The sequence below is a fragment of the Sorangium sp. So ce363 genome, assembly GCF_051520435.1.
Lineage (GTDB): Bacteria > Myxococcota_A > Polyangia > Polyangiales > Polyangiaceae > Sorangium > Sorangium cellulosum_B.
In genome coordinates this window covers 6,885,626-6,909,280 of sequence record NZ_CP150333.1, presented here as the reverse complement: position 1 = coordinate 6,909,280, position 23,655 = coordinate 6,885,626, and the positions used below count along the sequence as shown (strand labels likewise).

17 protein-coding genes and 1 pseudogene are annotated in these 23,655 nt (G+C 69.8%); 9 read left to right on the top strand and 9 right to left on the bottom strand.

Annotated features, from left to right (window positions below):
• Positions 1-144: 144 nt before the first annotated feature.
• From WMF12_RS25965 to WMF12_RS25955, 3 genes are read left to right on the top strand one after another with little or no spacing between them, the layout of a single operon-like run.
• Complete coding sequence (locus WMF12_RS25965; protein ID WP_437739355.1) at positions 145-870, top strand: DUF3540 domain-containing protein; 726 nt, start codon at positions 145-147, stop codon at positions 868-870.
• A 52-nt stretch (positions 871-922) separates the two neighbouring features.
• On the top strand, positions 923-1,315 hold the full coding sequence (locus WMF12_RS25960; RefSeq protein WP_012237562.1) for a DUF4150 domain-containing protein: 393 nt from the start codon (positions 923-925) through the stop codon (positions 1,313-1,315).
• Complete coding sequence (locus WMF12_RS25955) at positions 1,312-2,979, top strand: hypothetical protein (RefSeq protein WP_437849893.1); 1,668 nt, start codon at positions 1,312-1,314, stop codon at positions 2,977-2,979. Before WMF12_RS25960 ends, WMF12_RS25955 begins: the two co-directional genes overlap by 4 nt.
• 185 nt (positions 2,980-3,164) lie before the next feature.
• Here the strand turns inward: WMF12_RS25955 and WMF12_RS25950 are convergent, their stop codons facing one another.
• Both WMF12_RS25950 and WMF12_RS25945 read right to left on the bottom strand, forming a co-directional pair.
• Positions 3,165-3,869, bottom strand: coding sequence for a CTP synthase C-terminal region-related (seleno)protein (locus tag WMF12_RS25950; protein WP_437849891.1), 705 nt, complete (start codon positions 3,867-3,869; stop codon positions 3,165-3,167).
• Between the two features lie 7 nt (positions 3,870-3,876).
• On the bottom strand, positions 3,877-6,009 hold the full coding sequence (locus tag WMF12_RS25945) for a DUF6055 domain-containing protein (protein ID WP_437849889.1): 2,133 nt from the start codon (positions 6,007-6,009) through the stop codon (positions 3,877-3,879).
• A 572-nt stretch (positions 6,010-6,581) separates the two neighbouring features.
• On the opposite strand from WMF12_RS25945, the gene WMF12_RS25940 reads away from it, so the two are divergent.
• On the top strand, positions 6,582-7,502 hold the full coding sequence (locus WMF12_RS25940) for a transposase (protein WP_437849887.1): 921 nt from the start codon (positions 6,582-6,584) through the stop codon (positions 7,500-7,502).
• Positions 7,503-7,985: 483 nt separating this feature from the next.
• Here the strand turns inward: WMF12_RS25940 and WMF12_RS25935 are convergent, their stop codons facing one another.
• Positions 7,986-9,332, bottom strand: coding sequence for a DUF6688 family protein (locus WMF12_RS25935; protein WP_437849886.1), 1,347 nt, complete (start codon positions 9,330-9,332; stop codon positions 7,986-7,988).
• Between the two features lie 166 nt (positions 9,333-9,498).
• Here WMF12_RS25935 and WMF12_RS25930 point away from each other — a divergent pair, with 166 nt between their 5' ends.
• Positions 9,499-10,881 carry a hypothetical protein gene (locus WMF12_RS25930; protein WP_437849884.1) on the top strand — a complete coding sequence of 461 codons (1,383 nt, stop codon included), beginning with the start codon at positions 9,499-9,501 and terminating at the stop codon, positions 10,879-10,881.
• A gap of 154 nt (positions 10,882-11,035) precedes the next feature.
• Here the strand turns inward: WMF12_RS25930 and WMF12_RS25925 are convergent, their stop codons facing one another.
• Entirely contained in the window at positions 11,036-13,018 is a 1,983-nt protein-coding gene (locus WMF12_RS25925) for a hypothetical protein (protein WP_437849882.1), read from the bottom strand.
• A 247-nt stretch (positions 13,019-13,265) separates the two neighbouring features.
• Between WMF12_RS25925 and WMF12_RS25920 the strand changes: the two genes are divergently transcribed.
• The gene (locus tag WMF12_RS25920; protein ID WP_437849880.1) at positions 13,266-13,958 is read left to right on the top strand and encodes a hypothetical protein; all 693 of its coding nucleotides are present in this window, start codon (positions 13,266-13,268) and stop codon (positions 13,956-13,958) included.
• 110 nt (positions 13,959-14,068) lie between these two features.
• On the opposite strand, the gene WMF12_RS25915 is transcribed toward WMF12_RS25920, so the two are convergent.
• The 4 genes from WMF12_RS25915 to WMF12_RS25900 all read right to left on the bottom strand — a co-directional run bounded on the left by WMF12_RS25915 (position 14,069) and on the right by WMF12_RS25900 (position 17,108).
• Positions 14,069-14,908, bottom strand: a complete 840-nt coding sequence (locus tag WMF12_RS25915) for an ABC transporter ATP-binding protein (protein ID WP_437849878.1) — start codon at positions 14,906-14,908, stop codon at positions 14,069-14,071.
• Positions 14,909-14,912: 4 nt separating this feature from the next.
• Positions 14,913-15,725 carry an ABC transporter permease subunit gene (locus WMF12_RS25910; protein ID WP_437849876.1) on the bottom strand — a complete coding sequence of 271 codons (813 nt, stop codon included), beginning with the start codon at positions 15,723-15,725 and terminating at the stop codon, positions 14,913-14,915.
• Complete coding sequence (locus WMF12_RS25905; RefSeq protein ID WP_437849875.1) at positions 15,722-16,765, bottom strand: sulfonate ABC transporter substrate-binding protein; 1,044 nt, start codon at positions 16,763-16,765, stop codon at positions 15,722-15,724. The genes WMF12_RS25910 and WMF12_RS25905 overlap by 4 nt, the downstream gene beginning before the upstream one ends.
• A 178-nt stretch (positions 16,766-16,943) precedes the next feature.
• Positions 16,944-17,108: a hypothetical protein gene (locus WMF12_RS25900; RefSeq protein WP_437849873.1), complete on the bottom strand. Its 165-nt coding sequence runs from the start codon at positions 17,106-17,108 to the stop codon at positions 16,944-16,946.
• A 2-nt stretch (positions 17,109-17,110) separates the two neighbouring features.
• Here WMF12_RS25900 and ssuD point away from each other — a divergent pair, with 2 nt between their 5' ends.
• On the top strand, positions 17,111-18,250 hold the full coding sequence (gene ssuD, locus WMF12_RS25895; RefSeq protein ID WP_437849871.1) for an FMNH2-dependent alkanesulfonate monooxygenase: 1,140 nt from the start codon (positions 17,111-17,113) through the stop codon (positions 18,248-18,250).
• A 233-nt stretch (positions 18,251-18,483) separates the two neighbouring features.
• Here ssuD and WMF12_RS25890 read toward each other — a convergent pair.
• Positions 18,484-18,588, bottom strand: a pseudogene (locus tag WMF12_RS25890) (S8 family serine peptidase); the annotation flags it as partial.
• A gap of 582 nt (positions 18,589-19,170) precedes the next feature.
• Here WMF12_RS25890 and WMF12_RS25885 point away from each other — a divergent pair.
• Both WMF12_RS25885 and WMF12_RS25880 read left to right on the top strand, forming a co-directional pair.
• A complete protein-coding gene (locus WMF12_RS25885) occupies positions 19,171-20,772 on the top strand; it encodes a hypothetical protein (RefSeq protein WP_437849869.1) in 1,602 nt (533 codons plus the stop codon).
• Between the two features lie 791 nt (positions 20,773-21,563).
• Positions 21,564-23,630, top strand: a complete 2,067-nt coding sequence (locus tag WMF12_RS25880; RefSeq protein WP_437849867.1) for a hypothetical protein — start codon at positions 21,564-21,566, stop codon at positions 23,628-23,630.
• Positions 23,631-23,655 lie beyond the last annotated feature (25 nt).

The following is a 23,655-nucleotide window of genomic DNA, read 5'->3' as shown; positions in this document are numbered from 1 at the left end:
ACGCAAGACACGAGACCGCGACCCGTGAGACCTGGGGAGAGGCCGCGTTCCACGAAATCCGTTGATTTTTGCCGTGAAATCGTTGAAACTAGCGTTGCGGCGCGCACGTCCTGACCGGGCGGATCCAGGCCGAGGAGACCCGAGATGCAGAGCATGGCGGCCCGCGAGCCACTGACGGTGGCACACGACGACAGCGCGCAGGACGACCTCCTGGCCGCGGTGGATCTGCCGGCGATCGAGCGCTCGCCCTCGCCGCGACGCGTGCCGTCGCTGGAGACGGGCGTCGTCCGGGGCACGGCGTCGGGGCTCGTGGTCGAGCTCGGCGGCGGGCCGGTCGCGGCGCGGCGCGCGAAGAGCTGCCTCGTCGCGCCGGACGCGGGGGATCGGGTGCTCTGCGCGGTGGACGGCGAGCAGGTCTTCGTCCTCGCGGTGCTGGAGGGCGAGGCGGGCGCGACGACGCGGATCGTCGCCGAGGGCGATATGAAGGTGCAGGCGACGGGGCGGCTCGGGCTCGGCGCCGGCGACCAGATCGAGATCGCCGCCGCCAGGGAGGTCGGGCTGTTCGCGGGCAAGCTCCAGATCCGCGCGCAGGCGGCGGCTGCGGCGATCGAGGAGATCGGGCTCGTCGGCCGGTCGCTCGAGGCGCACGTCCAGAAGGCCGTCGTCGTCGCCGAGCGCATGGAGGCGCGCGCGGACCGGCTCGTCCAGCGCGCGAAGCAGGCGTTCCGCTTCGTCGAGGCGCTCGAGCAGGTGCGCGCGGGCGTCTTCGATCTCCGCGCGGAGGGCCTCGCGGCGATCCGCGGGGAGAACACGATCGTCGCCGCGCGGACGCTCGCGAAGCTCGACGGCGAGCAGGTCAAGATCGGCTGAAGGGGCGCGCCGCGCGGGGCCGCGGGCGCCAGCAACGACGAGGGGTGAAGCGATGCTCGCGAAGACGACCGCAGGGGGGATGTGCCTGGCGTTCCCGGACGTGTGCCTGACCCCGACGCCGGCCCCGGTGCCGATCCCGTACCCGAACATCTCGCTCCATCCGATGAGCGTGCTCTTCGTGCCGAACGTGCTCGTCACGTGCGCGCCGGCGCACAACATGCTGACGGTCGCGCCGCTCACGATGGGGGACAACCCGGGCGTCGCGCTCGGCGTCGCGTCCGGGATGGTGATGGGCCCGTCGCGCAACGTGACCGCGGCCTTCACGGTGATCGTCGGCTGCGCGCCCATGACGCGCCTGACGAGCATCTCGATTCAGAACAGCACGAACGCGCCGGGCATGGCCATCGTACCGAGCGTCACCACCGTCCTCGTGCTCGCGCCGTGAGGGTCGCGAGCAAGGGGTCCGCCACGGATTCAGGGACGGCGCCGGAGAAGAGCGCGCTGACCGAGGCGCTCGCGAAGCTCGACGCGGCGATGCGCAGGCCGTCGGGCAGCAGCGTCGATCCGGATCGGCGCCGCGTGGCGGCCCGGCTCGCGGATCTCGTTCGATGCGAGGACGACGAGCTCACGGCGTTCGCCAGGCGGCACCTGCCCGACCGCGCGGCGGACGAGGCGGCGCTGCGCGCCGCGCGAGAGATGCTCCTGGCGATCGGCCGCGTCCTCGGTCCGGAGGGCGAGAGCGCCGAGGCGCTGGTCGTGCTGAAGGACGCCCACGGGGCGCTCGACGAGCGGCTGGCGGAGGCGAAGCGGGCCGCGGCGCAGCGCGCGGCGGACGAGGCGGCGGCGAAGCGCGCGGCGGAGGAGGCCGCCGCGACGACGGGCGCGCCGGCGCTGGTCGAGGCGCAGGGGCCGCTGTCTCGCCTGGGCGGAGGGCTGCCCTTCGTGCCTGCGGCTGCGGCGCAGCGTGAAGCGGAGGAGGTCACCGCGACGACGAGCGCGCCGGCGCTGGTCGAGGCGCAGGGGCCGCTGTCTCGCCTGGGCGGGGGGCTGCCCTTCGTGCCGGCGGCGGCGCCGATGGCGGTGCTGGGGTCAACGGCGGTGCCTGGGCCGGCGCCGCTTGGTGTGCCCGAGCCGGCGCCGCTCGGTGTGCCTGCATCGGCGCCGCTCGGTGTGCCCGCGCCGATGGCGGTATCCGCGCCGGCACCGCTCGGTGTGCCTGCGTCAATCGCAGTACCCGCGCCGGCACCGATGGCAGTACCTGTGGCCGCGCCCGCACCTGTGGCCGCGCCCGAGCCCGCCCCGGCGCCTGCGTCCACACCCGCACCCCAATCCGTCACCCAGCCCGCGATCGTGCCTGCTCCCGCGCCTGCGTCGGTTCCTCGGACGGACCCGCCGGTGAGCGGCGCGGCGTCGAAGCCTCTGAGCAAGACGCTCCCCGATACGCCGCGGGTCATCGACTCCGCGCTGCCCTTCATCCCGGTGGCCTCCGAAGAGCGCCCTCGGCCGTCCGTCGCTCGTTTCGACTCGGCGCTGCCGTTTCAGCCCGTCGCCAGCCCCGATGGACAGCCGGTGCGCGAGCCTGGTCCGGCGCCCGCGCACCACTCCCCGGCGGTGCCGCTCCACGACGAGCGTCATTCCGTTGCGGCCACGCCGAGCGCGCAGGCCACTGCCACGGCGAGCCCGTTGCCGGTCGCAGCGTCGAGCGCGCAGGCGGCTGCCACGGCGAGCCCGCTGCCGGTCGCCGCGTCGAGCGCGCCGCTGGTCGCCACGCCGAGCGCGCTGCCGGCCTCCGCGTCGGGCGCGCTGCCGGCCGCCACGCCGAGTGTCCCGCCAGCCTCCACGCCGGCCCCCGCGAGCGTGAGCGACCCGCTCAGCGCGCGCCCGCCACCCTCGCTCACGCTCAACCAGTACGCCGGCCTCGTCGTCGCGTGCGAGATGTACCCCGCCTACGTGGAGAGCACGAACGCACGCTACGGGGTGCCGACCCCCGCGGCGCGCGCCGCCCTCGACGCCTTCTGGGCAGGCCGCTTTGCAGCAGATCCCGCGCTTGCCCAGCGCTGGCCCGAACTCTGCGAGGCCGCGCGCAGGTACTTCCTGCAATCGCGCTGAGCGCCGGCGCCGCACGCGCAGCGCCTCGCAGAAACACCTCGTGGAGCAGCAGGCGCACCGGAACGCTGAAGCCGGCCGAGGTTCGAAACCACAAGGCGCCGGACGCCAGGAAGAGATCCAGATCTCGGCGTCGTTGACGCTCTGGCGGATCCTTCCTTCGTTGAACGATGTGCCGGCGCCAGCGTTCAGCCGGCGGCGCTCGAGCAGGCTCGGATGAGCTCGGCCACGAGCGGCGGCAGCCGACCGGCGAGCGCAGCGCGCTCCGGCTGGAACAGCGTGGCGACGAAGAACGGATGGCCGTCGAGCTCCACGGCGCGCACGTCGCCGGCGTCGTCCTCGGCGCCGATGCGCAGCGGGCCCGAGACCAGCGCGGCCTGGAACTCCGGGTTCAGGCCGTAGCGGCACCGATATCCTTCCGTGGCCTCAGGGCGGCCGTAGGCCCGCGCGATGCGGGTTCCGGCGTTGAAGCGGATCTTGCCGGTGGCCTCGACCAGCGAGCACGCAAGCGGCGCGATCACCGCGCGTTGCGCCTCTGGCGCTGTCTCGGCGTGCTCGGCGTCCGACCAGCCCAGCACATGGCGCGCATACTCGACGACCGCGTGCTGGAAGCCCCCGCAGGTGCCGAGGAACGGGCGCCGCTGCTCGCGGGCGTAGCGGATCGCGCGCAGCGCGCCATCCATGCTTCGGTACGGGCTCGCCGGAACGCACCACAGGGCGTCATAACGAGCCACCCGCGAGGCGTCGGTCACCTCCTCGGTCGGCACCCATTCAAATGAGAGCGGCACGGATATCGCCTCTCCCGCCAGCCGCAGCGCCACCGGGATGGCCCGGTGGGCCGTCACAGCGTCGTCGCGGTCACCGATGAGCCCAACATGAAGCATCGTCTGCATCGTAGCCTCAACGCCGCCAGGTGTACGGGGGTGCGGCCGTCACCTCGGTGACCGTCGAGACGCCCGCCCAGTCGTCGGGGACGAACCCGTAGAACGTGTTGCTCGATTTCGATGTGGCGACGAACTCGACATCCCCGAGCAGCTTTGCTGTTCCGGAGACGGACTGGCGATCGCCGAACCAGCCGAGCGGGTAGAAGGTGGTCTGCACGTTCGCCGAGCCGCTCACGTTGAACCCGCGCGCCTGGATGCCCGAGCCGCGTTGCCCGACCAGGCTGAGCGCGCCGACACGGCCGCCGGAGATCACGCCGTTGACGATGGTCGCATGATCCTCGACGCGGACGTCGCCGCTCACCTCTCCGCCGAGGATAGTCGCGTAAGGACCGACGTAGACGCTCGACGGCGTGCCCGCGGGCGCGCAGCCGCCGCCGTTCGCGTGCCTCGTCGTGCCCCGCGGACACGCGTCGAGCTGACCGTCCTGAAAGCCGGCGGGCCACGCTCCATCGAGCTCCACCATGTACGGATAGCGATAGATCGACGGGTACGCTGGCCCATCCGAGGGGTTCGTCCAGACCAGCTTCTGGTATTCGGTCGGCGTCGCGACCACGACCAAGTAGACGTTCTCGCCGGGGCTGACGCAGAAGTCCATCTCGCCGTCGCTCCCCCGCTGCAGGGGGCTGTAGCGCGATGTGGTCAGCTCCGGGTCCGTCGCGACGAGGCCCCAGCGCCAGCCGGAGTCGGCGCCGGCCTGCGTCACGCCCCGGAACACAACGCGCACGCTGGTCGCGTCCGATTTCGGGTGCAGGCGCACGATGTTGTAACCCCAGCGCTGCGGTGCCCAGTGATACGGCGAGACGAAGCGGCGATTCTGCGCCCAGTCCGCGTCGAGCGCCTCGATCCGCGTGAGACGAAGCCGGCGATCGGTGCGGCCGTTCGACGTCATGTCGGCCTCGATCGAGCCGTATTTTCGTCGATACACGCCGGAGGGATCGCCTCCGTCCGTGGGCGGAGGGTCCTTGTAGTCCCAGGTGATGTTGTGCATCGCCCACTCGCCGAACTCGTCGTTGAGCCGCTCGATGTCCCAGCCACGGCTCAGCATGAGCTTCTGCCATGGGTCCGCTTGGCCGCGCGGCGCCTCGTAGGCCCACATGTCGTTGACGGCGCTGTAGCAGTGCTTGTCCTTCAGGAACTCGAAGAACTGCCAGTTGCAATAGCGGTTCCGGGTGTTGCCGTAGTAGAGGTGCGGCATGTTCGGCAGCATGTCCGAGCAGTGCACGTTGTCCCGCCATATCTGATGCGGCATCCAGTTCGCGTGGCTCTCGAAGATCCAGCAGCCGTCGCCGCCGCAATCGGGGAACGCCTGCGTCGTCGACTGCACGCCGTGCATGAACTCATGGGCGAGCCCCCACGGGTCGCTGGCGGCGTCGGGGCCGATCCACATCCCCATATAATTGACGCCGTTGCGGCTCCACCCGCCGCCCCAGAGCGGGAAGCTGTTGTCGAAATGGACGGCGGCCTTCCACTTGTCCGCTGATTTGCAGTACGGCTCGGGGAAGAAGATGGGGCTGCCGAAGTACGCGCTCCAGATGCTCTCGAGCGAGTCCGCCGCCTCCTCCGCCTGGCTCAGGTTGATGTCCGTCCCATCGGGCCAGTAGAAGGCGAAGTGCGCCGACTCGTGGCGCAGCGGCGCGCGCGTCTCGCCGCCGTCGCGCGGCGCCCTCCAGGTGCCTGCCGTGCAGCTGGCCCCCGTCGTCTGGCAGCTCGTCGCCCACTCCGTGCTCGTCGTGCCCTGCTCGCAGGCACCGGGGTTGCCGCCTGCAGCCCCGGTCGAGCCGCCGGTTCCAGCCGCCTCGCCCGTCGATTCACCGGTGCTGCTGGTGCTGCCGGTGCTGCCGGTGCCGGCTGCGCCTGAGGTCGCCGTCGTGCCGCCGCCGGACCCCGATCCCGGAGCAGGTTCCTCCGGCGCCGGACCGCACGCAGGGAGGAGCGCGGCGACAGCGAGCGCCGAGCCGTTCACGAGAAGCTGCTGGAACAATGTGTAAGTCGCACGACGAACGCCCGCGGGGGTGCGGAATGTGTAAGTGAAGCTCTCACGGGCTGCGTGTTTGTGTATCGCGGATGAGTCATAAGCTGGGTCGAGCATGCTGTATTCTCGTTCGGAGCGCGCTCTCCATGCAAAAGGAAACAAAGCCGGGTGAGACCCGACCCAGCCGGGGTGAGACCCGACCCAGGTTGGACCGATCCAGATCCGACCCCATCCACATCCAGACCTGACCCAGGTTGAGACCTGACCCAGGTTGGGTGAGACCCGACCCAGGTTGGACCGATCCAGATCCGACCCCATCCACATCCAGACCTGACCCAGGTTGAGACCTGACCCAGGTTGAGACCTGATCCAGATTGGACCCGCAGACCCGACTCCGCAGACCCGACCCAGGTCGGAGACTCGACGCAGGTCGTCCCAAGATCCGACTTAGATTTGCTCCCAAATCTCCACTCAAATCTTAACCTAGGTTGGTTTGGGGGTTGAGGTTGGTGGAGGGGGTGGGAGGGGATGGGCTGCGATGTCTGGAGGTGGTGAATATAACATCCGAGGTGGAAGACGGCATGGCGGCCGCCACCTCTGGCGCAGTGATCGCCACCTGTGGGGCGTGGCAAGTGCTTGAAATGATTGACTACAATCTCTGGCACAGCGTTTGTTGATATGGACGGGCCATGAGCCACCCCCGCGAGATCTCGCCCGGCGCTACCTATATGATCACCCGTCGCGTCTTGCGTCGGCACCTGCTCTTGCGCCCCGACGCAGCGATCACCCAGCTCTTGGTCTACGCCCTCGCGGTCTCGGCTGGTCGCTTCGGGATCGAGGTACACGCGTTCTGCGCGATGTCAACGCATTTACACCTGGTCGTGACGGACGTGAATGGCGTCTTGCCGCGCTTCTTGCAGTTCTTTCATCGCATTGTGGCGCTCGGGACCAAGGTGCTTCGCGCGTGGGAAGGACCGGTATGGGACCACGAAGCCACGAGCGTTGTGCGCCTCCTGACGCGCGCTGCTGTCGTGGAGAAGATCGCCTACGTGCTCGCGAACCCTGTGGCCGCTGGCCTCGTCCGGCATGCGCGTGAGTGGCCGGGGGCGAAAGTCGACGTGAGAGAGCTCGGCTGCGGCGTGCTGCGTGCGGCGCGTCCTGTGGCGTATCTTGACCCGGAAAATCCACAGTGGCCCGAGGAAGTGATGCTGCCTCTCGCGGCGCCACCGGCGGTCGAGCAGGACGGCATCGATGACTTTCGGCACTCGGTCGCCGCCGCGCTCAAGGAACAGGAGGCGCAGGCCCATGCGGCGCTGCAGCGGCAAGGGCGTCGCTTCCTTGGTGCTGAGCGAGTCAGCAAGATCTCCCCGTACGAGCGCGTCACGAGTTTCGAGGCGCTGGGTGAACGCAATCCGACCTTTGCGGTTGGCCGCGAGCAGGGGGATGTACGGCGAATCGCTGGTGCTGCGGTGCGGGCGTTTCGTGCGTCGTACCGCGCGGCGCTTGAACGGTGGCGCGCCGGGGTACGCGGTGTGGTGTTCCCGGCGGGAACCTGGTGGATGCGCACGTTCCACGGCGCCAGCGTGACGGACCTCAGACTCGTGGTGTAGATACCGCGTGGCGCCGTTCTCAGCGATGCGAAAAGCGCGGGAGCGGGTTCGACGCGTTGTTGTCGTGTTGTGGAGAACGTCCGTCTGGAGAAGGCGGAGCGTTTGTCTGGCGCTGCGCGTACGCCTAAGAATGGGGTATGCCGGGTCGAGTGCGTATGCGGCGATTGGAACGGTGACTTTAGATAGGCTCTGACTGACAGAGCGGGACGGTTATGGGCCGATAAGTGATGCGAAGTGATTGAATCAACCCGGGGCAACCCATAGATTGGTGGCGCGCAGATCCGGTGACCGACAACCCGGGTCGAGTTTCCTCTTGCGTATGCTATCGTGCGATGCTCAACCTGGGTGGGTCGTGCGCGGGTCGAGTTTCCTCTTGCGTATGCTATCGTGCGATGGCTCAACCCGGGTGGGTCGTGCGATGGTTCGATGGCTCAACCTGGGTCGGCCGGGTGCGGCCGGGTGGGTCGGGCCGCTGGGCCGCTCTCACCTGTACATACGGTCGATCCGCTCTTCGGGGGCGCGTGGGTCGAGTAGCAGGAGCGTCAGGTAGAACGCCCATTCCAGCGGCTTCATCGCGAGATAGATGACATCGGCGGCCCAAGCGGCGCCGATGTATCGGCTCACGGGGAGCCCCATCCGGTCGTAGAGCTGGCGCGCCGCGCGGCCGAAGCGCGGCCAGCGCTCGTGCAGCAGATCCTCGAAGGCGTTGGCGATGGCGAGCTGGCGATTGACGAGGATCGGCGTGCCGCCCCGCCGTCCGAGCCGGATCGGGCGCACAAGCCAGGCGTGGCCGCGCGCAGCGACGGTGCACAAGTAGTGGCAATCGCCGGGCAGCTTCACGATCGGGAGCTGCGACAGCGTGTACCCGCACGTGCGGGTGAAGACCTGGAGGGCGGCTGCCGGATGTCCCAGCCAGGCCGCGTGCAGGACGGCGTGAACCCCGAGCAGCAGCGGGGTAGCCGCGAGGGCGCGCCACAACGTGGGTCGGTGAATCGCGGGCGGCGGCGGGAGCGGGACTTGCGGCGGCCCCGCGCGATAGGCGGGATCGCCAGCGGCCAACGGAGCGGGCGCGCTGGCCTCGACGCCCCGCCTCAAGAGGCGAGCGCGCAGCTCGGCGGAATAGAAGACGACAGTGAACACCGGCGCGACGCACGGCAGGAGCAGCGGCGGCACGAGCAGGCCGGCCGCGACCCAGGGGCCGAAGTGCACCACCAGCAGGACGTGGAGCGCAATTCCGACGAGCAGCGCTGCATGGACGACGAGCTCTGCAGGGCCAGGCAGCGCTTCTTTCCGGCGCCGTGACACGACATAGGCGAGCGCGGTGAGGGCGTGCAGCGCGATCAAGCCGTGGACTTCCGGCTCGGCGAGCGGCCGGAACGCCGTGGTGCCGACGTCGCATGCCGGGACAGCGCACGTCCCGGGGGCATCGTGGCTGTATGCCATGCCCCAGGCGGGCAGGAGGAGCAGCGTGAGCACCTCGGCCGCCACCTGGAAGGGGGCGCGCCCCCGGCGCCGTATCGCGCGGTATGTCCATACTGTCAGACCGATCCAACCGGCCAGCCCGAGCGCTCCAGCGACGAAGATTGCGGCATCGAGTCGGACCAGCTGGCCCGCGCCGAAGAGCAGCGCCGCGAGCGCCGGAACGCCGTAGCCGGTGGCCACCAACGCGGCGAGGGCGCCGTCTGTCAGCGAGAAGGGCTGCTCGGGCGGCGACTGCTGCTGCTCGGACGGTGGTTGCTGCTGCTCGGGCGGCGACTGCTGCTGCTCGGACGGTGGTTGCTGCGGCTCGGGCGGTGACTGCTGCGGCTCGGTCGGTGACTGCTGCGGCATGCATCCACCATGTTAACGGCTCCAGTCCCAGGAGATCCATCCTGCGAGGTGGAGCGCGCGTGCTTCACGAGCCGCGTCGCACGCTGGAGCGTGAGCCGTGCTGGCTGCTCGCGCAGGGAACCCCTGTCGCGTCGAACGGATGCTGATAGGATCCATGGGCTCTGGCATGAGCCCGGACCGAAAGCGCCGTCTGCGCCCTGCAATCTCTGCCGAAGGGCGGCCGCTCCGGCGGCGGGCGCACGCGATCGCCGAAGAGCTCCTCACGTCGGCCATGAGCGACGAGGAGCGGGTGAGGCTCGCGCGCATCGTGCTCAGGTCCGGCTCCCGCGAGGCGATCAACCGGCTCTTCCAGTACTTCCAGCGACGCCAGGCCGAGACCCGGTGGGGACAAGACAACCCCCTGCACGAGATCGCCGGGGCGATGCGCGTCCAGGCGATCAAGGCGCTCAGGGGCCCGCCCGGGCAACACAGCAGGAATCACAGGAGCGCGCTCCTCGTCCTGTGGGTAGCCGGTCGCCCAGGCGATGCTCCGCTCCTCGTGTCGCTCCTGGCAGCGCAGGACCCGGACGGCCTGGATAGCGACATCTTGCCGGTGCTCCAGCACGTCATTTCGGGCTACGAACCCAGCGATCCCCACGTCATCGCCTCGATCGAGCGGTTCATCGAGCGGTCGGCGTCGCTGCGGGACCTCCACGTCGCGTCGCTCGTCCTCCGCGAGTACCGCGTCCCCGAGGCCGAGTCGGCGCTCCAGCGTGCCCTCGCCGCTCCGGATCCGTGGCGGCGCGCCCCCGTCATGGCGGCCCTCGTCGTCAGGAATCCGGGGCAGCACAGGCGCGCCGGTGAGGCGTTGCTGGCCGCGCTGAAGCTGGAAGCGCGGACGGCGGAGGCCTGGGACAAGGATTCGGTCCGGAGGGCGCTCGCCGAGGCGCTCGATCGGGCCAAGGAAGCGCCCGAGTCCGGGGAGGAGGCCACACTTCCCCCGGTTCTCGAGGCGCGGATCGAGGAGCTCGACCGCGTGCCCGACGAGGACTGCGCAGCGTTCCTCGACAGGCTTGGACGGGAGTTCTCTCTGGATCAGGCGCTCCTGCTCCCGCGCCTCCAGACCGCGTCTCTCGCCCGGAAAAAGGCGCTGCTCCGCGCCCTCGGGGCCGTGGCGACCGGCGGAACCCCGTTCTTCCATGCGGTGTGGCCTTTCACCTCCGATCCCGACGAGGAGATCGCGGCGCTGGCCATCGCCGCGTGCGGGGCCACGCGCTCGGATCAGGCGAAGATGCGGCTGACGGCGAGGCTCAGGGGCGCGATCGCGAGGGACGACGCTGCCGCCGCAAGGCCGCTCCTGACCGGCCTGCGCGGCTGTCTCTACGACGGCGCGGTGTGGAGCGCGGCGCTGTCCCTGTCGTGTGAGATCGCCCGGAGGCTGGCGATCGAAGCGATCGAGCACGCCGCCGTCCTGCGCGGGCCGGCGATCGAGCTGCTGAGCGAGGCTGCGAGGCGCGAGAGCAACGAGGAGCTTCGTCGGCGGATGGTCCGGCTTCTCCGGGACCGCTGACCCAGGCGACGGCGGCGGGGGCGTCTACGGCTATCCCATCGCCGTGACGTGGTTGGGTCCCGCGGCGACGCCGTGACGTGGTTGGGTCCCGCGACGGCCCAGGGCCCGTGACGTGGTTGGGTCCCGCGACGCGAGGGACCGCGCGGACGCGGCGCTAGCGCCCCGCAGGGTCGAGCCGGCGCCCCTCGGTCGGAGGCGTCGGCCCGGTGGGCGTCTCCAGCACGAGCTCGCCGCCGTGGGTCAGCACGTGCCAGCGCGCATCCCGCGGCTCGGGCGGCGAGGGCCCCAGCCTTCCCTTGATGTCCGGCGCAGGATTTGGACGCACGCGGAACCGCACCTGCCCGTCCCGCATCTCCATCAGCGTCAGGTCCTGGGAGACCTCCACGTCGCGCGCCAGGGGGAGCGCCGGCTGCCCTGGGCGATCCAGCGTCACATCGAGGCGTCTGCCGGCCGAGGTCGCGGGCGAGCTCGCGAGGAGCGCCGCGCCGCCGGGAGCGGGAAGCGCCGCGACGCCGTCCGGCGCCGTGATCCGGCGCCACGCTTGCGGTGCGCCGAGCGGCAGCGGACTTCGCACGAGCGCCTGCAGCGGCTCGCGATGCCGGGCGCTTGCGGGCGGCGTCGGCTCGAGCAGGAGCAGCGTGCCATCCGGCGCCGCGGCGATCCACTTGAGGGCCTCGGCCGGGGTCGCCTGGCTCCCCTCCGCGTGCCATGCACCTTGCGCGCCCCGCACGAAGAGGGTCGCGCCCCCGCTGCCTCCGCGGCAGATCAGCACGCCGATGCCGGCCGCGTCGTGCAGCGCGACCGGCTGCGGGCACCCCTCGGGCGCCGCGACGGGCGTCACGGTGCTCGCGATGTGGTCGACGACCGCGAACGTCGGTGGCCGCGTGAGGTGCGCGGCGCAGGCGCTGCCGGGCGGTCGCGCGCTCGTCGGTCCGCAGATCCCGTCGCCGAACGTCGCGATCCGTGTGCGCGTCGGCTGTGGCCGCGGCGTGGCGCTTTCGAGCAGGCAGAGCGCGCCTCCGCACGAGACGCCAGCCGCGCCCATGAGCCCGATACCGCCCACGACGCCCCCGTCGTCGCTTTTGCAAGGCGGCTCCCGCCCGACCGCGATGTCGCCGCGCCGGGGCGGCTCGGGCGCTGGCGGGGCGACGGACGAGCGGAACGAGCCGGCCTCGATGGCGCGGATCGCGGGGGAGAGGTGCAGCGCGATGCCCAACGTGGGTTGGGTGTAAAGGCCAGCAGCGGCCCTGGTCCACGCCCGGCCGTCGCGGCTCAGCACGGCGGGGCAGCTCGCATTGCCGTTCCAGATCCAGGATCCTGCGCGCTCGATCGATCGCGGCTGGAACGCGGAGCGCTTCCAGGTCTGCCCGCGATCCAGCGAGAGGAACGTGTCGGGCGCCGCCGGCTGCTGGCCGCGCGCCGGCGCCTCGACCACGGCCACGAGCACGCCGTCGGGTCGCACGAGCACCGCGCGCACCGTCTTGCCGGGCGCGACCACGGCCGAGGTGAAGCTGCGGCCCTCGTCGGCGGAGACGCTGACGCGCTCTCCTGCCGCGGCCGCGATGAGGGTGCCGGCGGCGTCCCAGGCCGTCGCGCCAGGCACGCTGCTACGCGGTACGAAGCCTTCCGGCCTCAGCGCATCGAGGACGCCGGCAGCGCGGTGGAGCACGCCCTCCGGCGTGGCCCCATAGAGCGTGTCGATCTGCGGGCCGGCGACGCCAACCCAGGTGAAGCGAGCGGGCAGCTTCAGGGGGCCAACGACGCCGAGCTTCTCGTCGACCGCGAAGGCTCCGCCCGCGGGGTCGGCACCGCCTCCCTTCGCAGCGAAGATCGCGACGCGCTCGCCGAGGGCGATCTCGGTGTGCTCGCGGAACGGGTCCCGACCGACCTTCGCCCGCTCCTGCTCGCCGAGGGGCGGCTCGACCCAGGTTGCCGGCGGGATCGCGGCGATCGGCAACGTCAGCGGGGCCGAGGGATCCACGGCCGGCGCGTCCGCGGCGCTCGCGGGCGCTTCCAGCGGGGCGGGCGGGATGGCGACCGAAGCCGGCGCGAGCGCCGCGGGGGCCGACCCGGCGGCGGGACCACACGAAGCGACGAGAAGCGGAAGGGGGAGGAGCGCGAGCCGCGAAGCCATCATGCAGGGAGGATCTCCTGGTCCCCCTTACCAGGCTCTCCGACGAGGATCACCAGGCGGCGCGCTCGGGGGCGCCGCGCTGGCCATCGCCTCGGCCATCTGCTGACATGGACTCGTGCGCACGTCGCGAACGCCGAGCCCCGCGAGCCAATGCGGCAAACGAGCTGCAGGCGACGCCCGCTCCTCGCCAAGGCGCGCAGACGTTCGGCGCGCAGGCGACGTGACGGGCGCGTGGGCTCCACGGACCGCGGTGGAGCGAAGGCGCTTTGCCATCCTGGTCGCGGCAGCGTGCGTCGCGGCGTGCACGCCAGAGCGCTCGTCCGGAGCGCCTGCCCAGACATCGATCCCCATCCGATCGTCGAGCTCCGCCCCGCACCCATACGCGACGGCGCCGTCAGCGCCCGAGCCGAGCGCGACCGCCGATGCGTCGTCGTGCACGCCGCACGACCGACCCACGAAGCTGTACTGGACGGAGGGGTGTTGCACGCCGGTCGTCGCCAAGGACGTGGTCGCGTGCCTCTCGGAGGCTGAGCGCGCGGCCGTCGGTTATGTGTCGGCCGAGCTCGTGAGCCACTGCGAGTGGGCCGAGCTGCCGACCGACGACGCGAGAGGTCACCTGGACTGCCCGTATACCTCGGCCCTGGGCTTTGGCTATCAGTGCGAGGACAAACACCGGGAGTTCCTGCGCCGCTGGTTCCAGGAAGACATGCCGAGCAGGTGTTCGCAGAAGCCGGATACAGCCTATCAGCAGGAGGTCCTTGTCGAGCTCACGTTCGCTACCGTGGGCACGCGCACGACCGTCGACTACACGGCTGCCGGCACGACGGGGCCTGGCGGCAAGTCCTGGGGTTGGACCGAGACGCTCGTGTTCGAGTCCCGGGGAGCCGATCGGATGAAGCTCGTGCGCCGAACGACCAAGGGAAACCGGCCGAAGGCATACTGACCTTTCGCACCTTTGTGCAAAGCGCAAAGGAACACCGCTGCGCCTCGCTCGGTGACTACCCGAACGTCGTGCGATGGATCGAGCGTGTGGCGCCTGAGCGAGGCATCCAGTCAATGACGAGCGATCCCGAGGCCGGCGGGGGCCAAGAGGGTCGCGGGATGCCTGGAAACGTCCTCGCGCGAGGCGCGCCGTGACAGCCCTCCTTCTTCCGGCGATCTCCTGAAGATCGCGTCGAGGAGCACGCCAGCGAGGCGGCCGACCTCCGCGACCTCCCTGGCACGGGGGCGCGGCAGATCGACCGCGACGCTCTCCACGATGCGCCCCTCGTCGAACACCAGCACGCGATCTCCGAGCAGGACCGCCTCCTCCACGTCGTGCGTCACCAGGATGGCCGTGAAGCGGCGCTGCGCCCACAGCGACTCGACTAGGCGTTGCGCCCCGATCCGCGTCAGGGCGTCGAGCGCGCCGAACGGCTCGTCGAGCAGCAGCACCTTCGGGTCGTGGACGAGCGCGCGCGCGAGGGCGACCCGCTGCCGCTGACCTCCCGAGAGCACGCCCGGGTAGTCGTTCAGCCGATCGCCGAGCCCGACCCGGTCGAGCACGTCGCGCGCGCGCGCGTCGCGCCCTCTCGGCCCGCCGATGCACGTGTTCTCCAGCACCGTGCGCCAGGGCAGCAGCCGGGGCTCCTGGAAGACGACCCGCACGGCCTCGCGCGCCGCGACCTCCCTCGAGGCCAGGACGCGCGCCGTACCGCGCGTCGGCTGCTCGAGGCCACACAGGACGCGGAGCAGCGTGCTCTTGCCCGAGCCGCTCCGCCCGACGATCGTCACGAACTCGCCAGGGTGGATGTCGAGCTCGATGCCCGAGAGCGCGAGCCGGTCGCCGTACCGCTTGTCGACCTGCTCCAGCACGACGCGCGCGCCGGTGGTCTGATCGCCCGAACCGCTCATTCGCTCACCTCGCCTCGAGCCGCTGCAGCGGCGGCTGCCACGGCAGGAGCCGGCGCTCGAGCCACCGCGCGAGGGCGTCGGCCAGCTTGCCGAGGATGGCCCAGAGCACGATCGTGAGCACCAGGAGATCCATCTGCATGAACTCGCGGGCGTTCATCGCGACATAACCCAGACCCTGGCTCGCGCCGAGCGTCTCCGCGACGATGAGCACGAGCCACGAGAGCCCGAGCGCGAAGCGCAGACCCACGAGGATCGAGGGGAGCGCGCCCGGGAAGATGACCTCGCGGTAGAGCGCGAACCCCCGCACGTCATAGACCTGCGCCATCTCGATGAGCTGCGGATCCACGCTGCGCACCCCGTGGAACGTGTTCAGGTAGACGGGGAACAGCACCGTGATCGCGACGATGAAGAGCTTCGCGGTCTCGCCGAGCCCGAACCACAGGATCACGAGCGGCACGAGCGCCAGCGCGGGGATCGCCCGGAGCATCTGCAGCGGCCCGTCGATGACCAGCTGCAGCGGGCGCGAGAGCCCCGTGCCGAGGCCGAGCGCGAGCCCGACGGCCGCGCCGACGACGAGCCCGCCGGCCGCCCGCAGCGCGCTCACGCCGAGGTGCGCGGGCAGCTCGCCGCTCCTCGTGGCGTTCGAGGCGGCCACGAGCACCTCGACGGGCGACGGCAGCAGGCTCTTCGGGATGATCTGCAGCCGCGACAGGACCTCCCAGAGGATCACGAGGGCCAGCGGGGCCAGCCAGGGCGCGATGCGCACGCCGAACCCGCGCACCGCGCCGCCTCGAATCGGCGCTTCGCCGGCCGTCATCGCGCGCCTCCGCTCGCGGCGCCCGGCAGGAGCGCCTCCTCGACGCGAATGTCGCGCGGGATGATCGCGAGCTTGTGGAACGTATCGGCGATGGCTTGCTGCCTTTGCACGATCTCGGGCGTGATCGGCAGGATCTGGAACGCGCGCCGGTGCTCGGACCGCAGGAACGCCTCGTACGAGATCCCCGAAGATCTCGCGAGGATCTGCGAGGCTTCCTCGCGGTGCCCGTCCTCCCAGGCGCTCAGCGCGCGGTACTCGTCGAACACGATCTGCAAGATCGCCGGCTGCTCTTCCGCGAACTCTCGCCGGACGACATAGAAGAGGCGGTTGTCGACGAGCCCCTCGCCGTCCTGGAGGACACGGGCCCCGGCGAGCTCGGCCGCTGCCAGGAACGGATCCCAGATCACCCAGGCATCGACATTGCCACCCTCGAACGCGGTCCGCGCGTCGGCGGGCGCCAGGAAGACGACCTGGATGTCGTCCAGCGTCAGCCCGGCGCTCTCGAGGGCCCGAACCAGCAGGTAATGCACGTTGGAGCCGCGGTTGAGGGCGACGCGCTTGCCTTTCAAGGCCGCGAGCGTGCGGATCGGAGAGTCCTTCTTGACGACGATCGCCTCGGCCCTGGGCGCCGGCGCGTCGGTGGCGGCATAGACGAAGGGCACGCCGCCTGCCTGCGCGAACACCGGCGGCGTCTCGCCGACGTGGCCGACGTCCACGGCGCCCGCGCGCATCGCCTCGAGCAGCGGAGGGCCGGCTTGAAACTCGACCCACTCGGCGCGGGCGTTCCTCGCCTCGAGCGCCTTCGTCAGGGCCTCCGCGCGCTCCTTGAGGAGAAACGGCGTGCCGATCTTCTGGTACCCCAGCCGGACCACCACCGCCGCCCGCGTGTCCTCGGCCGCCTGCCCGGCGTTCGCCGCCTTCTCGCCCGTGGCGCCCGCCTCGCCGCCGTCGCGGCCGCACCCGAGCAGCAACAAGCTCGAGAGAGCTGCGCAGCCCAGCAGCGCGGAGCGGGCCGTCGTGAACGAGATGTACCTGATCATGAGGGCTCTTTCGCCTCCTCCACAACCCACGTCAGCGCGTAAGGATTCTATGTTTGATGCAAAATTGCATCTATGACGGATGCGAGGTGGTGACCTCGGTCCAGCAGCCCCTGTGCCAGGTCGAGGCGCGGCGCTCCGCCGGGGAGGACCCGTGGAGGAGCGGTCGATTGCTGCTTCATCAGCAGTCGATCAGCAGTTGGTGTTGCTGGCGCAGCAGCGGCGTCGCGGCGGACTGCCCGGCGAGGTTCCTTGGCGCCGCGGGCTCCAGCGCGCAGCGGCGCGCGGTGCGGATCGTGCTCTCGCGCGCCTGACCCGGCGACTCACGGGCGAGGAGCTTCTCCATCGATGAACGTCTTCTGGTTTCTCCCGACGCACGGGGACGGCCGCTACCTTGGCACCGCCGAGGGCGCGCGCCCCGTCACGCTCCCTTATCTTCGTCAGATCGCGCAGGCCGCCGACGACCTCGGCTATCACGGCGTGCTGGTCCCCACCGGGCGGTCGTGCGAGGACGCCTGGGCGGTCGCGTCGGCCATGATCCCGCTGACGCAGCGGCTTCGCTTCCTCGTCGCCGTGCGGCCGGGCGTCGTCTCGCCCACGTGGGCGGCCCGCATGGCGTCCACGGTCGATCGCCTGTCGGACGGCCGCCTGCTCGTCAACGTCGTGACCGGCGGCGATCCGGCGGAGTCCGAGGGGGATGGCGTCTTCCTGAAGCACGACGAGCGCTACGTCGTCACCGACGAGTTCCTCGGGATCTGGCGGCGCGTCATGGCCGGCGAGACGGTCGACTTCGCGGGGCAGCACCTGCGCGTGAAAGGCGCGAAGATCCTCTTTCCGCCGCTCCAGGCGCCGCACCCGCCGCTCTACTTCGGGGGATCGTCGCCCGCGGCGCACGCGCTCGCGGCGCGCCACGTCGACGTTTATCTGACCTGGGGAGAGCCTCCGGCCGCCGTGGCCGAGAAGATCGCGGACGTGCGCCGCCGCGCGGCCGAGGAGCAGCGCGCGGTGCGCTTCGGGATCCGCCTTCACGTCATCGTCCGCGAGACGGCCGAGGCGGCGTGGGCCGCCGCGAACGACCTGATCCGGCACCTCGACGACAGCACCATCGCAGCGGCGCAGCAGGCCTTCGGGCGCCTCGACTCCGAGGGGCAACGGCGCATGGCGGCGCTGCACAAGGGGCGGCGCGACGCCCTCGAGGTGAGCCCGAACCTCTGGGCCGGCGTCGGCCTCGTGCGCGGCGGCGCCGGGACGGCGCTCGTGGGCGACGCGGAGACGGTCGCGCGCCGCATGCAGGAGTACGCGGAGCTCGGGATCGAGACGTTCATCCTGTCCGGGTATCCGCACCTCGAAGAGGCCTATCGGGTCGCCGAGCTGCTCTTCCCGCGGCTCCCCGTCGAGCGGAGGGCCGCAGGCGTCCGCCCGAACCTCACGGGGCCGTTCGGCGAGATCATCGCCAACGACATCGTCCCGCACCGATCGCAGAGCTGAGGCGGCCGACCCCGCGCCGAGACGATCACCTCGTCAGATAGGCCTCCCAGGTTCCAGGCTCGGGAGCGCCCGGTCGATCCAGCTCGTGGCCCCCTCGCGCCGCCGGTGTCGGGTTCACTGCCGACGCCCTCGTCGTCCTCGCCGGAGCGTGGCCCCAGGCCATACCAGGAGGGTTTCTGGATGCTGAGCTTGAACACCGGGTGGGCGCCGATGAAGCTGCGCGTGGACCTCCGGTAGATCGCCCGGACCACCTCGGCGGCGATCAGATCGAGCTCGTCGACCAGGATCTCGGCTGCCACGTGGGAGACGATGGGCGCGGCCATCGACGTGCCGCTCATCCTCTCCAGGAAGAACGACCTCCCGCACCGCGCCTCCGCGGCCTCGGCCAGGGTCCTCAGCTCGTCATCGCTGGGATTCTCCTTTTTCAGGACGTCGGTCTCCTCGAATCACGATCTCAGAGGGGACGATCCGGCTGGAGACGCAGGAGACGCAGGGGGAGGGGGAGGCGGCGGAGAGCTCGCCGGCCACCGGTCCCCGAAGACGAGCAGTGTCAAAAAATCGATGTCACGAAAATTTTCCATGGCAGTGGTTCGGGACGGAACTACGGCGCCCCTTGTGCGGCGGATTCGTCCCGGAATCGATGAGGACGTTACGATTTCATGAAGGGCGACCGGGCCTGGCCGCATCCAGTGAGCAGGAGAGGGTGCAATGAACCTGGCCCACGCAGGTCCCGCGGCTGGGGCTTGACGTCTCCGAAGCGACTGGACTTTCCCCCGGGCCCGCTCCCTTCGAAGGCGGCCTGGCGGATCGTCACGTCGTGAGCCCGAGCCTGCGCGTGGGTTCGAGGTCTGGAGTCCGTGATTCCAGACACGCTCGCGTCCGCTATTGTCACGCGTTTTTTCCGACATCACAGAGGCACAATGCGCAACGTTTTGTCCACCCATCGCAGCGGGTTTCTTGTTCTCTGCCTCGCGCTCTCCGCCTGCGGCGCTGCGACGGAGGAGGGTGAGGCGGAGGAGGTCGAGTCGATCTCCGCCGTCCAGCAGCCGGCTATCGTCGGCGGCTTCAAGGTCGCGGCGATCTTCATTCGATTCAAGAACAGCCCGGCTCCGACCTACACCATCAATGACGTGCGGGACCGCCTCTTCAACAACCCGGATTCGGCCAACAACTTCTTTACTGAAGCCTCCTACGGGAAGATGAACCTGACCGGCCACATCAACCCCGACGGGGACTATTACGGCTGGTACACGATCAACGCGGAGATGCCCACGATCTGCGATCTCGGCCTGCACATGGAGCTGGGCAGGGAAGCGGCCGCGAACCTCGGGGGCTACGTGGAGGCCGACTACGATAACACGATGCACTTTTTCAACGGGTTTCCGTCGAGCTGTGCCGGAGCTTATTCCTCGGGCCCCTACACGTGGTTTCCCAGTCCCACCAACGCTGGCACGTATGCGCACGAGCTGGGGCACAGCATGGGCCTGGGCCACGCCAATGTGCTGAATTGCGCCGACAGCGCTGGCAACTGGGCGCCGATGAGCACGAGCTGCGCGCAGCCCAATCTGCCTTGGTGCGCCAACCCCGGCCAGCTCAACGCGGGGAACACGAGCTGCGTCCAGGATATGGGAGACTCGTTCAGCCCTGTGGGTGGGGGGTACATGCACTACAGTGCTCCGGAGAAGGCGCTGTTCGGCTGGTTCGATCCGGAGAACACGGCGACCGTGAGCGCGAGCGGGACCTCCATCGTCAGCGTCAAGCCGATCGAGGTCATCTCGACGGGCGTGCAGCGGCTCGTCATCCCCATCCCCGGCGGGGACGAGACGTACCAGGTCGAATATCGTCAGCCGATCGGCTTCGACCAATATCGTCAGTCCACCCCCGATAGGGTCGACGGGTTCACGGCAAACGCGCCGGTCGCTCGCGGGATCCTCGTGCACCGAGGCCCGCTGGAAGGGAGCCCGACGGGCATCGTCAACATGACGCCCTCGTGGCCGATCATCGACTTCGCTCATCTTCAGGCAGACGCCTCGCGCGAGGCGCTCCCCTGGGGTCATACGTTCGTGGATCGCGACGCGAACCTGGCCATCTCGTTGCTCGGGGTCTCGCCGTCCGAGGCGAAGGTCAAGGTGACCCGCGGCACGACGGCCGCGCCGATCCCAGCCTGCGCCGACGCGCCCAGCCACTGGTACTTGAAGTGCGGTGCGACCGGCGTGACCTCATGGAATGCGGCGACCGAGCTCGCGGCGGTCGGCGATGCCCTCGAGCTCACGTACCAGGTCAGCCAGGCGATCGCGAACCAGAGCGGTGGAGACGCCTGCGTGCTCGTCCAGACGCACACGGCCGGGCAGTCGGATGCGTGCACGCAGTTCTGGGAGCCGGAGGGCGGCGCGCTGGCGTCGGGCCAGACGAAGACCCTCTCGCCCAATAGCGCCGTGTTTCACATCACCTATCCTGCGCCCGGGAGCTACAAGGCGTCCCTCAGCGCCAAGGGCGCGCTCAGCGTCACGCCCGCTCCCTGATCGCGGGCGCCCCGAGCCCGACCTCCCCTGCGCAAATGTGAAGTAAATTGCAGGATGCGCTCCATGAAAAAGCCGACGTGATCGCCACAGATCGCGTGAAGGATGGACTCGCTCACCTGCATTCAGGGAGTGTGCAGCGCTCCTCGATGACGATGACCTTAGCACTACTGCGGGAAGTCGGACGGGGAAGCGAACCGCCATGACGGTGAGAAACCAGGGAAATGGTAGGAAAAATGCCGAGACGGCGCGTCCTCTCTCCCCTTGGCGCGATGGCGGTTTTTCTGCCGCTCCGGGGCAACTTCCCACAGTAGTGTTAGCGCACGGCGCCCGTCGGCCCGGGTTGCCCGTCCGCGCCGGCGCGGCGCCGTGCGCTGGCGTTATCCTTGTTGTGAGATGAGCGCTGAACAAAGCGGCTTCGCGGCGACGACCCACGAAACAGGATCGATCGAAAATGTTGTTGTGCTTGCCGTGGGTGTAAAAAGTATTAACATGCCGATTGCGCTCGATTCTGGCTCATCGCCGGAGAGGCCGGCGGGCGCAGGCAGTCGCAGGAGCGTCAACTCGATGAGTCGTTGATGCCATGCTGTCATGACGGCGCGGGCAGCGACGACGCGCGCTCAGAGATGGGCCTGCGCGCTTGAGCTGCTCATCAAGCAGGGTGCGGCGGTCTCCCGCGTTCGCCTGGACTCCGTCTCTCTTCGTCCGCGAGCGTCCCCCGAGGGCATGGCTCGTCGCCGTGATCGTTTTCAGGAGGTCTCATGTTGTCCAAGCATTCGAGTTCGAGGTTTTCGATGCGCTCATGGTCTGGTCTTGGCTCTGCCCGGGCGTGGCGGACGACGCGAAACGCCGCGCTCGCCGCGCTCGCGCTCCTTCCCGCTGCGTGCTCGGACTTCGGGCCGGAGGACGGCAGGGTGGCGGAGCCCGGCGAGCTGGGCGATCTCGCGGCGAGCGAGACCGCCGAGGCCGCCCAGCAGCTCACGCTGCCGTTCCCGATCGATCCGCGGAAGTCGCTCATCGTCACGGACGTCGACATCGTGTCCGGCTTCTCGCTGCAGGCGGTACTGCAGCAGCTGATCAACCAGTCGGGCGTCACGGGCCTGACGCCCCTCACGCTGTTCCGTCAGTTCATGGACACCTACCGGACAGACGCGACCGGGATCTTCCCCGCCGTCCCGCACTGCGATGATGTGCCGGTCAATACCGCCGATATCTACCCCCCGGACTCCACGGCCCCGGGCGAGCAACCCACCGGCTCGATCAACGGGTGGCCGGTCCTCTGCCCGCGCGCTGTGGGGGACGAAGCCGTGAGCGATCCTTTCGAGGATCCGAACGCCGACAGCGCGTACATGGCCACGACCCTCTCGAACCGCTTCGACCTCGCCCCGCCGGACGGCTCCAATTGCGGGGAGTACCGGATCGTCTTCGCGAGGCGCGGCGGCCACCCCCAGGACAACGGCTTCCAGCGGAACTTCATCATCTTCGAGGCCCGGCTGCCCAACCCGAACCCGAGCCTCGGCCGGGAAGCTTGCCGCCCGGTCGCCGAGTTCTGGCGGGACCAGTCGGATCCCGCGAAGAGCGTGACGACGCGGAGGAACGAGCTCGTGAGCTTCTACTTCATAGGCCTGCCCGGGTTCGGGTTCGAGCCGGTCTTCCACATCGACCATTACGGCCACGCTGCGGGGCCCGACCGCGGCCAGATCCGAACCAACGAGTTCCTGCTCGGCCCGACGCCGGTGCTGGACGCCTGGTCGCTCCGTGAGTTCAGGCTCATCCACGGCACGAGCGGCAGCCCCTCGCTGAAGATCGACCCGTCCTTCGTCAAGGACAACCCGGCCGCGAGGCTCTTCTCGCCTGCGGCATCGAGCGACTGGCGCGTCGAGAGCTTCCAGGACACCCTCTTCCCGCTCATGGTGGAGCGGCTCGCCGCTGCCGACGATGTCAACCGCTTCGCTTACAAGTTTCCCATGACCGCCAATTACAACGGGGGCGAGAGCCTGATGATCCCCCTCCAGAACAACTACTTGAACGCGCTCGGCACCGGGACGTCGACCCTCCGGACCAACATCGAGGACCGGCTGGCCGCCCTGGGCAGCGACCTGTCCGGCACGCCCGGCAACCTGTCCGCGGACCAGATCGTCGGGCGCGCGCAGACCCTCGCGTGCTCGGGGTGCCACGAGCCGCAGGACCGCGATGGCGCCGCGTCGAGCAACTTCGATGTCGGCCTGTCCGCTCCGTTTCCCAATACGCTGGGCTTCACCCACACCTCCGAGGAGAAGGAGCCTGTCGACTCGAGCAACCCGAGCGGTCCGCAGCGCTTCATCATCTCGCCGGCCCTCATCAACGTGTTCCTCCCGTTCCGCCAGCAGGTGATGACCGAGTACCTGCTCAACAACCCGATCCTCGGGTTCGAGACGCCGGGCGCGTGGACCTCGCCGCAGATCCAGCTCCCGCTCCACACGGGCCGAGTGAGGGAGGGCATCTCGTCGCTGGAGATCAAGAACTCGGTCTGGGTCACCGAGATCATCAGCCCGAGCTTCAGCACCGCGGGCCTCACGCCGGTTGGGAACAAGATCAAGCTCGAGCTCTTCATGCCCGCCCTGCCGGACCCGGCCTTCGACGGCTACCTCGAGGTGCTGATCGAGATCCCGTCCGCCGGCATCTCCCAGCAGTCGGTCGGGGGGGGCGAGCTCGACACCCTCACCCGGGGCGCATTCAACACCGTCGCGTTCGATCAGCTCCCGGCGAACATCCTGAGCGCGCTCAACGCAGGGCCGAGCGACGTGAAGCTGAAGTTCAAACTCACCGTGTCCCCCAACTCCGGTCCCTACTACATGGACAACGTTCGATTCGAGAACTGATCCGCGTCCCGCTCTCGTGAGCGGG

What these genes read in the sequence shown, in the direction of transcription:
- WMF12_RS25965 (WP_437739355.1), top strand. Translation starts at nt 145, where the DNA reads ATGCAGAGCATGGCGGCCCGCGAGCCACTGACGGTGGCACACGACGAC.
- WMF12_RS25960 (WP_012237562.1), top strand. Translation starts at nt 923, where the DNA reads ATGCTCGCGAAGACGACCGCAGGGGGGATGTGCCTGGCGTTCCCGGAC.
- WMF12_RS25950 (WP_437849891.1), bottom strand. Translation starts at nt 3,869, where the DNA reads ATGCAGACGATGCTTCATGTTGGGCTCATCGGTGACCGCGACGACGCT.
- WMF12_RS25945 (WP_437849889.1), bottom strand. Translation starts at nt 6,009, where the DNA reads ATGCTCGACCCAGCTTATGACTCATCCGCGATACACAAACACGCAGCC.
- WMF12_RS25940 (WP_437849887.1), top strand. Translation starts at nt 6,582, where the DNA reads ATGAGCCACCCCCGCGAGATCTCGCCCGGCGCTACCTATATGATCACC.
- WMF12_RS25935 (WP_437849886.1), bottom strand. Translation starts at nt 9,332, where the DNA reads ATGCCGCAGCAGTCACCGACCGAGCCGCAGCAGTCACCGCCCGAGCCG.
- WMF12_RS25930 (WP_437849884.1), top strand. Translation starts at nt 9,499, where the DNA reads ATGAGCCCGGACCGAAAGCGCCGTCTGCGCCCTGCAATCTCTGCCGAA.
- WMF12_RS25925 (WP_437849882.1), bottom strand. Translation starts at nt 13,018, where the DNA reads ATGATGGCTTCGCGGCTCGCGCTCCTCCCCCTTCCGCTTCTCGTCGCT.
- WMF12_RS25915 (WP_437849878.1), bottom strand. Translation starts at nt 14,908, where the DNA reads ATGAGCGGTTCGGGCGATCAGACCACCGGCGCGCGCGTCGTGCTGGAG.
- WMF12_RS25910 (WP_437849876.1), bottom strand. Translation starts at nt 15,725, where the DNA reads ATGACGGCCGGCGAAGCGCCGATTCGAGGCGGCGCGGTGCGCGGGTTC.
- WMF12_RS25905 (WP_437849875.1), bottom strand. Translation starts at nt 16,765, where the DNA reads ATGATCAGGTACATCTCGTTCACGACGGCCCGCTCCGCGCTGCTGGGC.
- WMF12_RS25900 (WP_437849873.1), bottom strand. Translation starts at nt 17,108, where the DNA reads ATGGAGAAGCTCCTCGCCCGTGAGTCGCCGGGTCAGGCGCGCGAGAGC.
- ssuD (WP_437849871.1), top strand. Translation starts at nt 17,111, where the DNA reads ATGAACGTCTTCTGGTTTCTCCCGACGCACGGGGACGGCCGCTACCTT.
- WMF12_RS25885 (WP_437849869.1), top strand. Translation starts at nt 19,171, where the DNA reads ATGCGCAACGTTTTGTCCACCCATCGCAGCGGGTTTCTTGTTCTCTGC.
- WMF12_RS25880 (WP_437849867.1), top strand. Translation starts at nt 21,564, where the DNA reads ATGCGCTCATGGTCTGGTCTTGGCTCTGCCCGGGCGTGGCGGACGACG.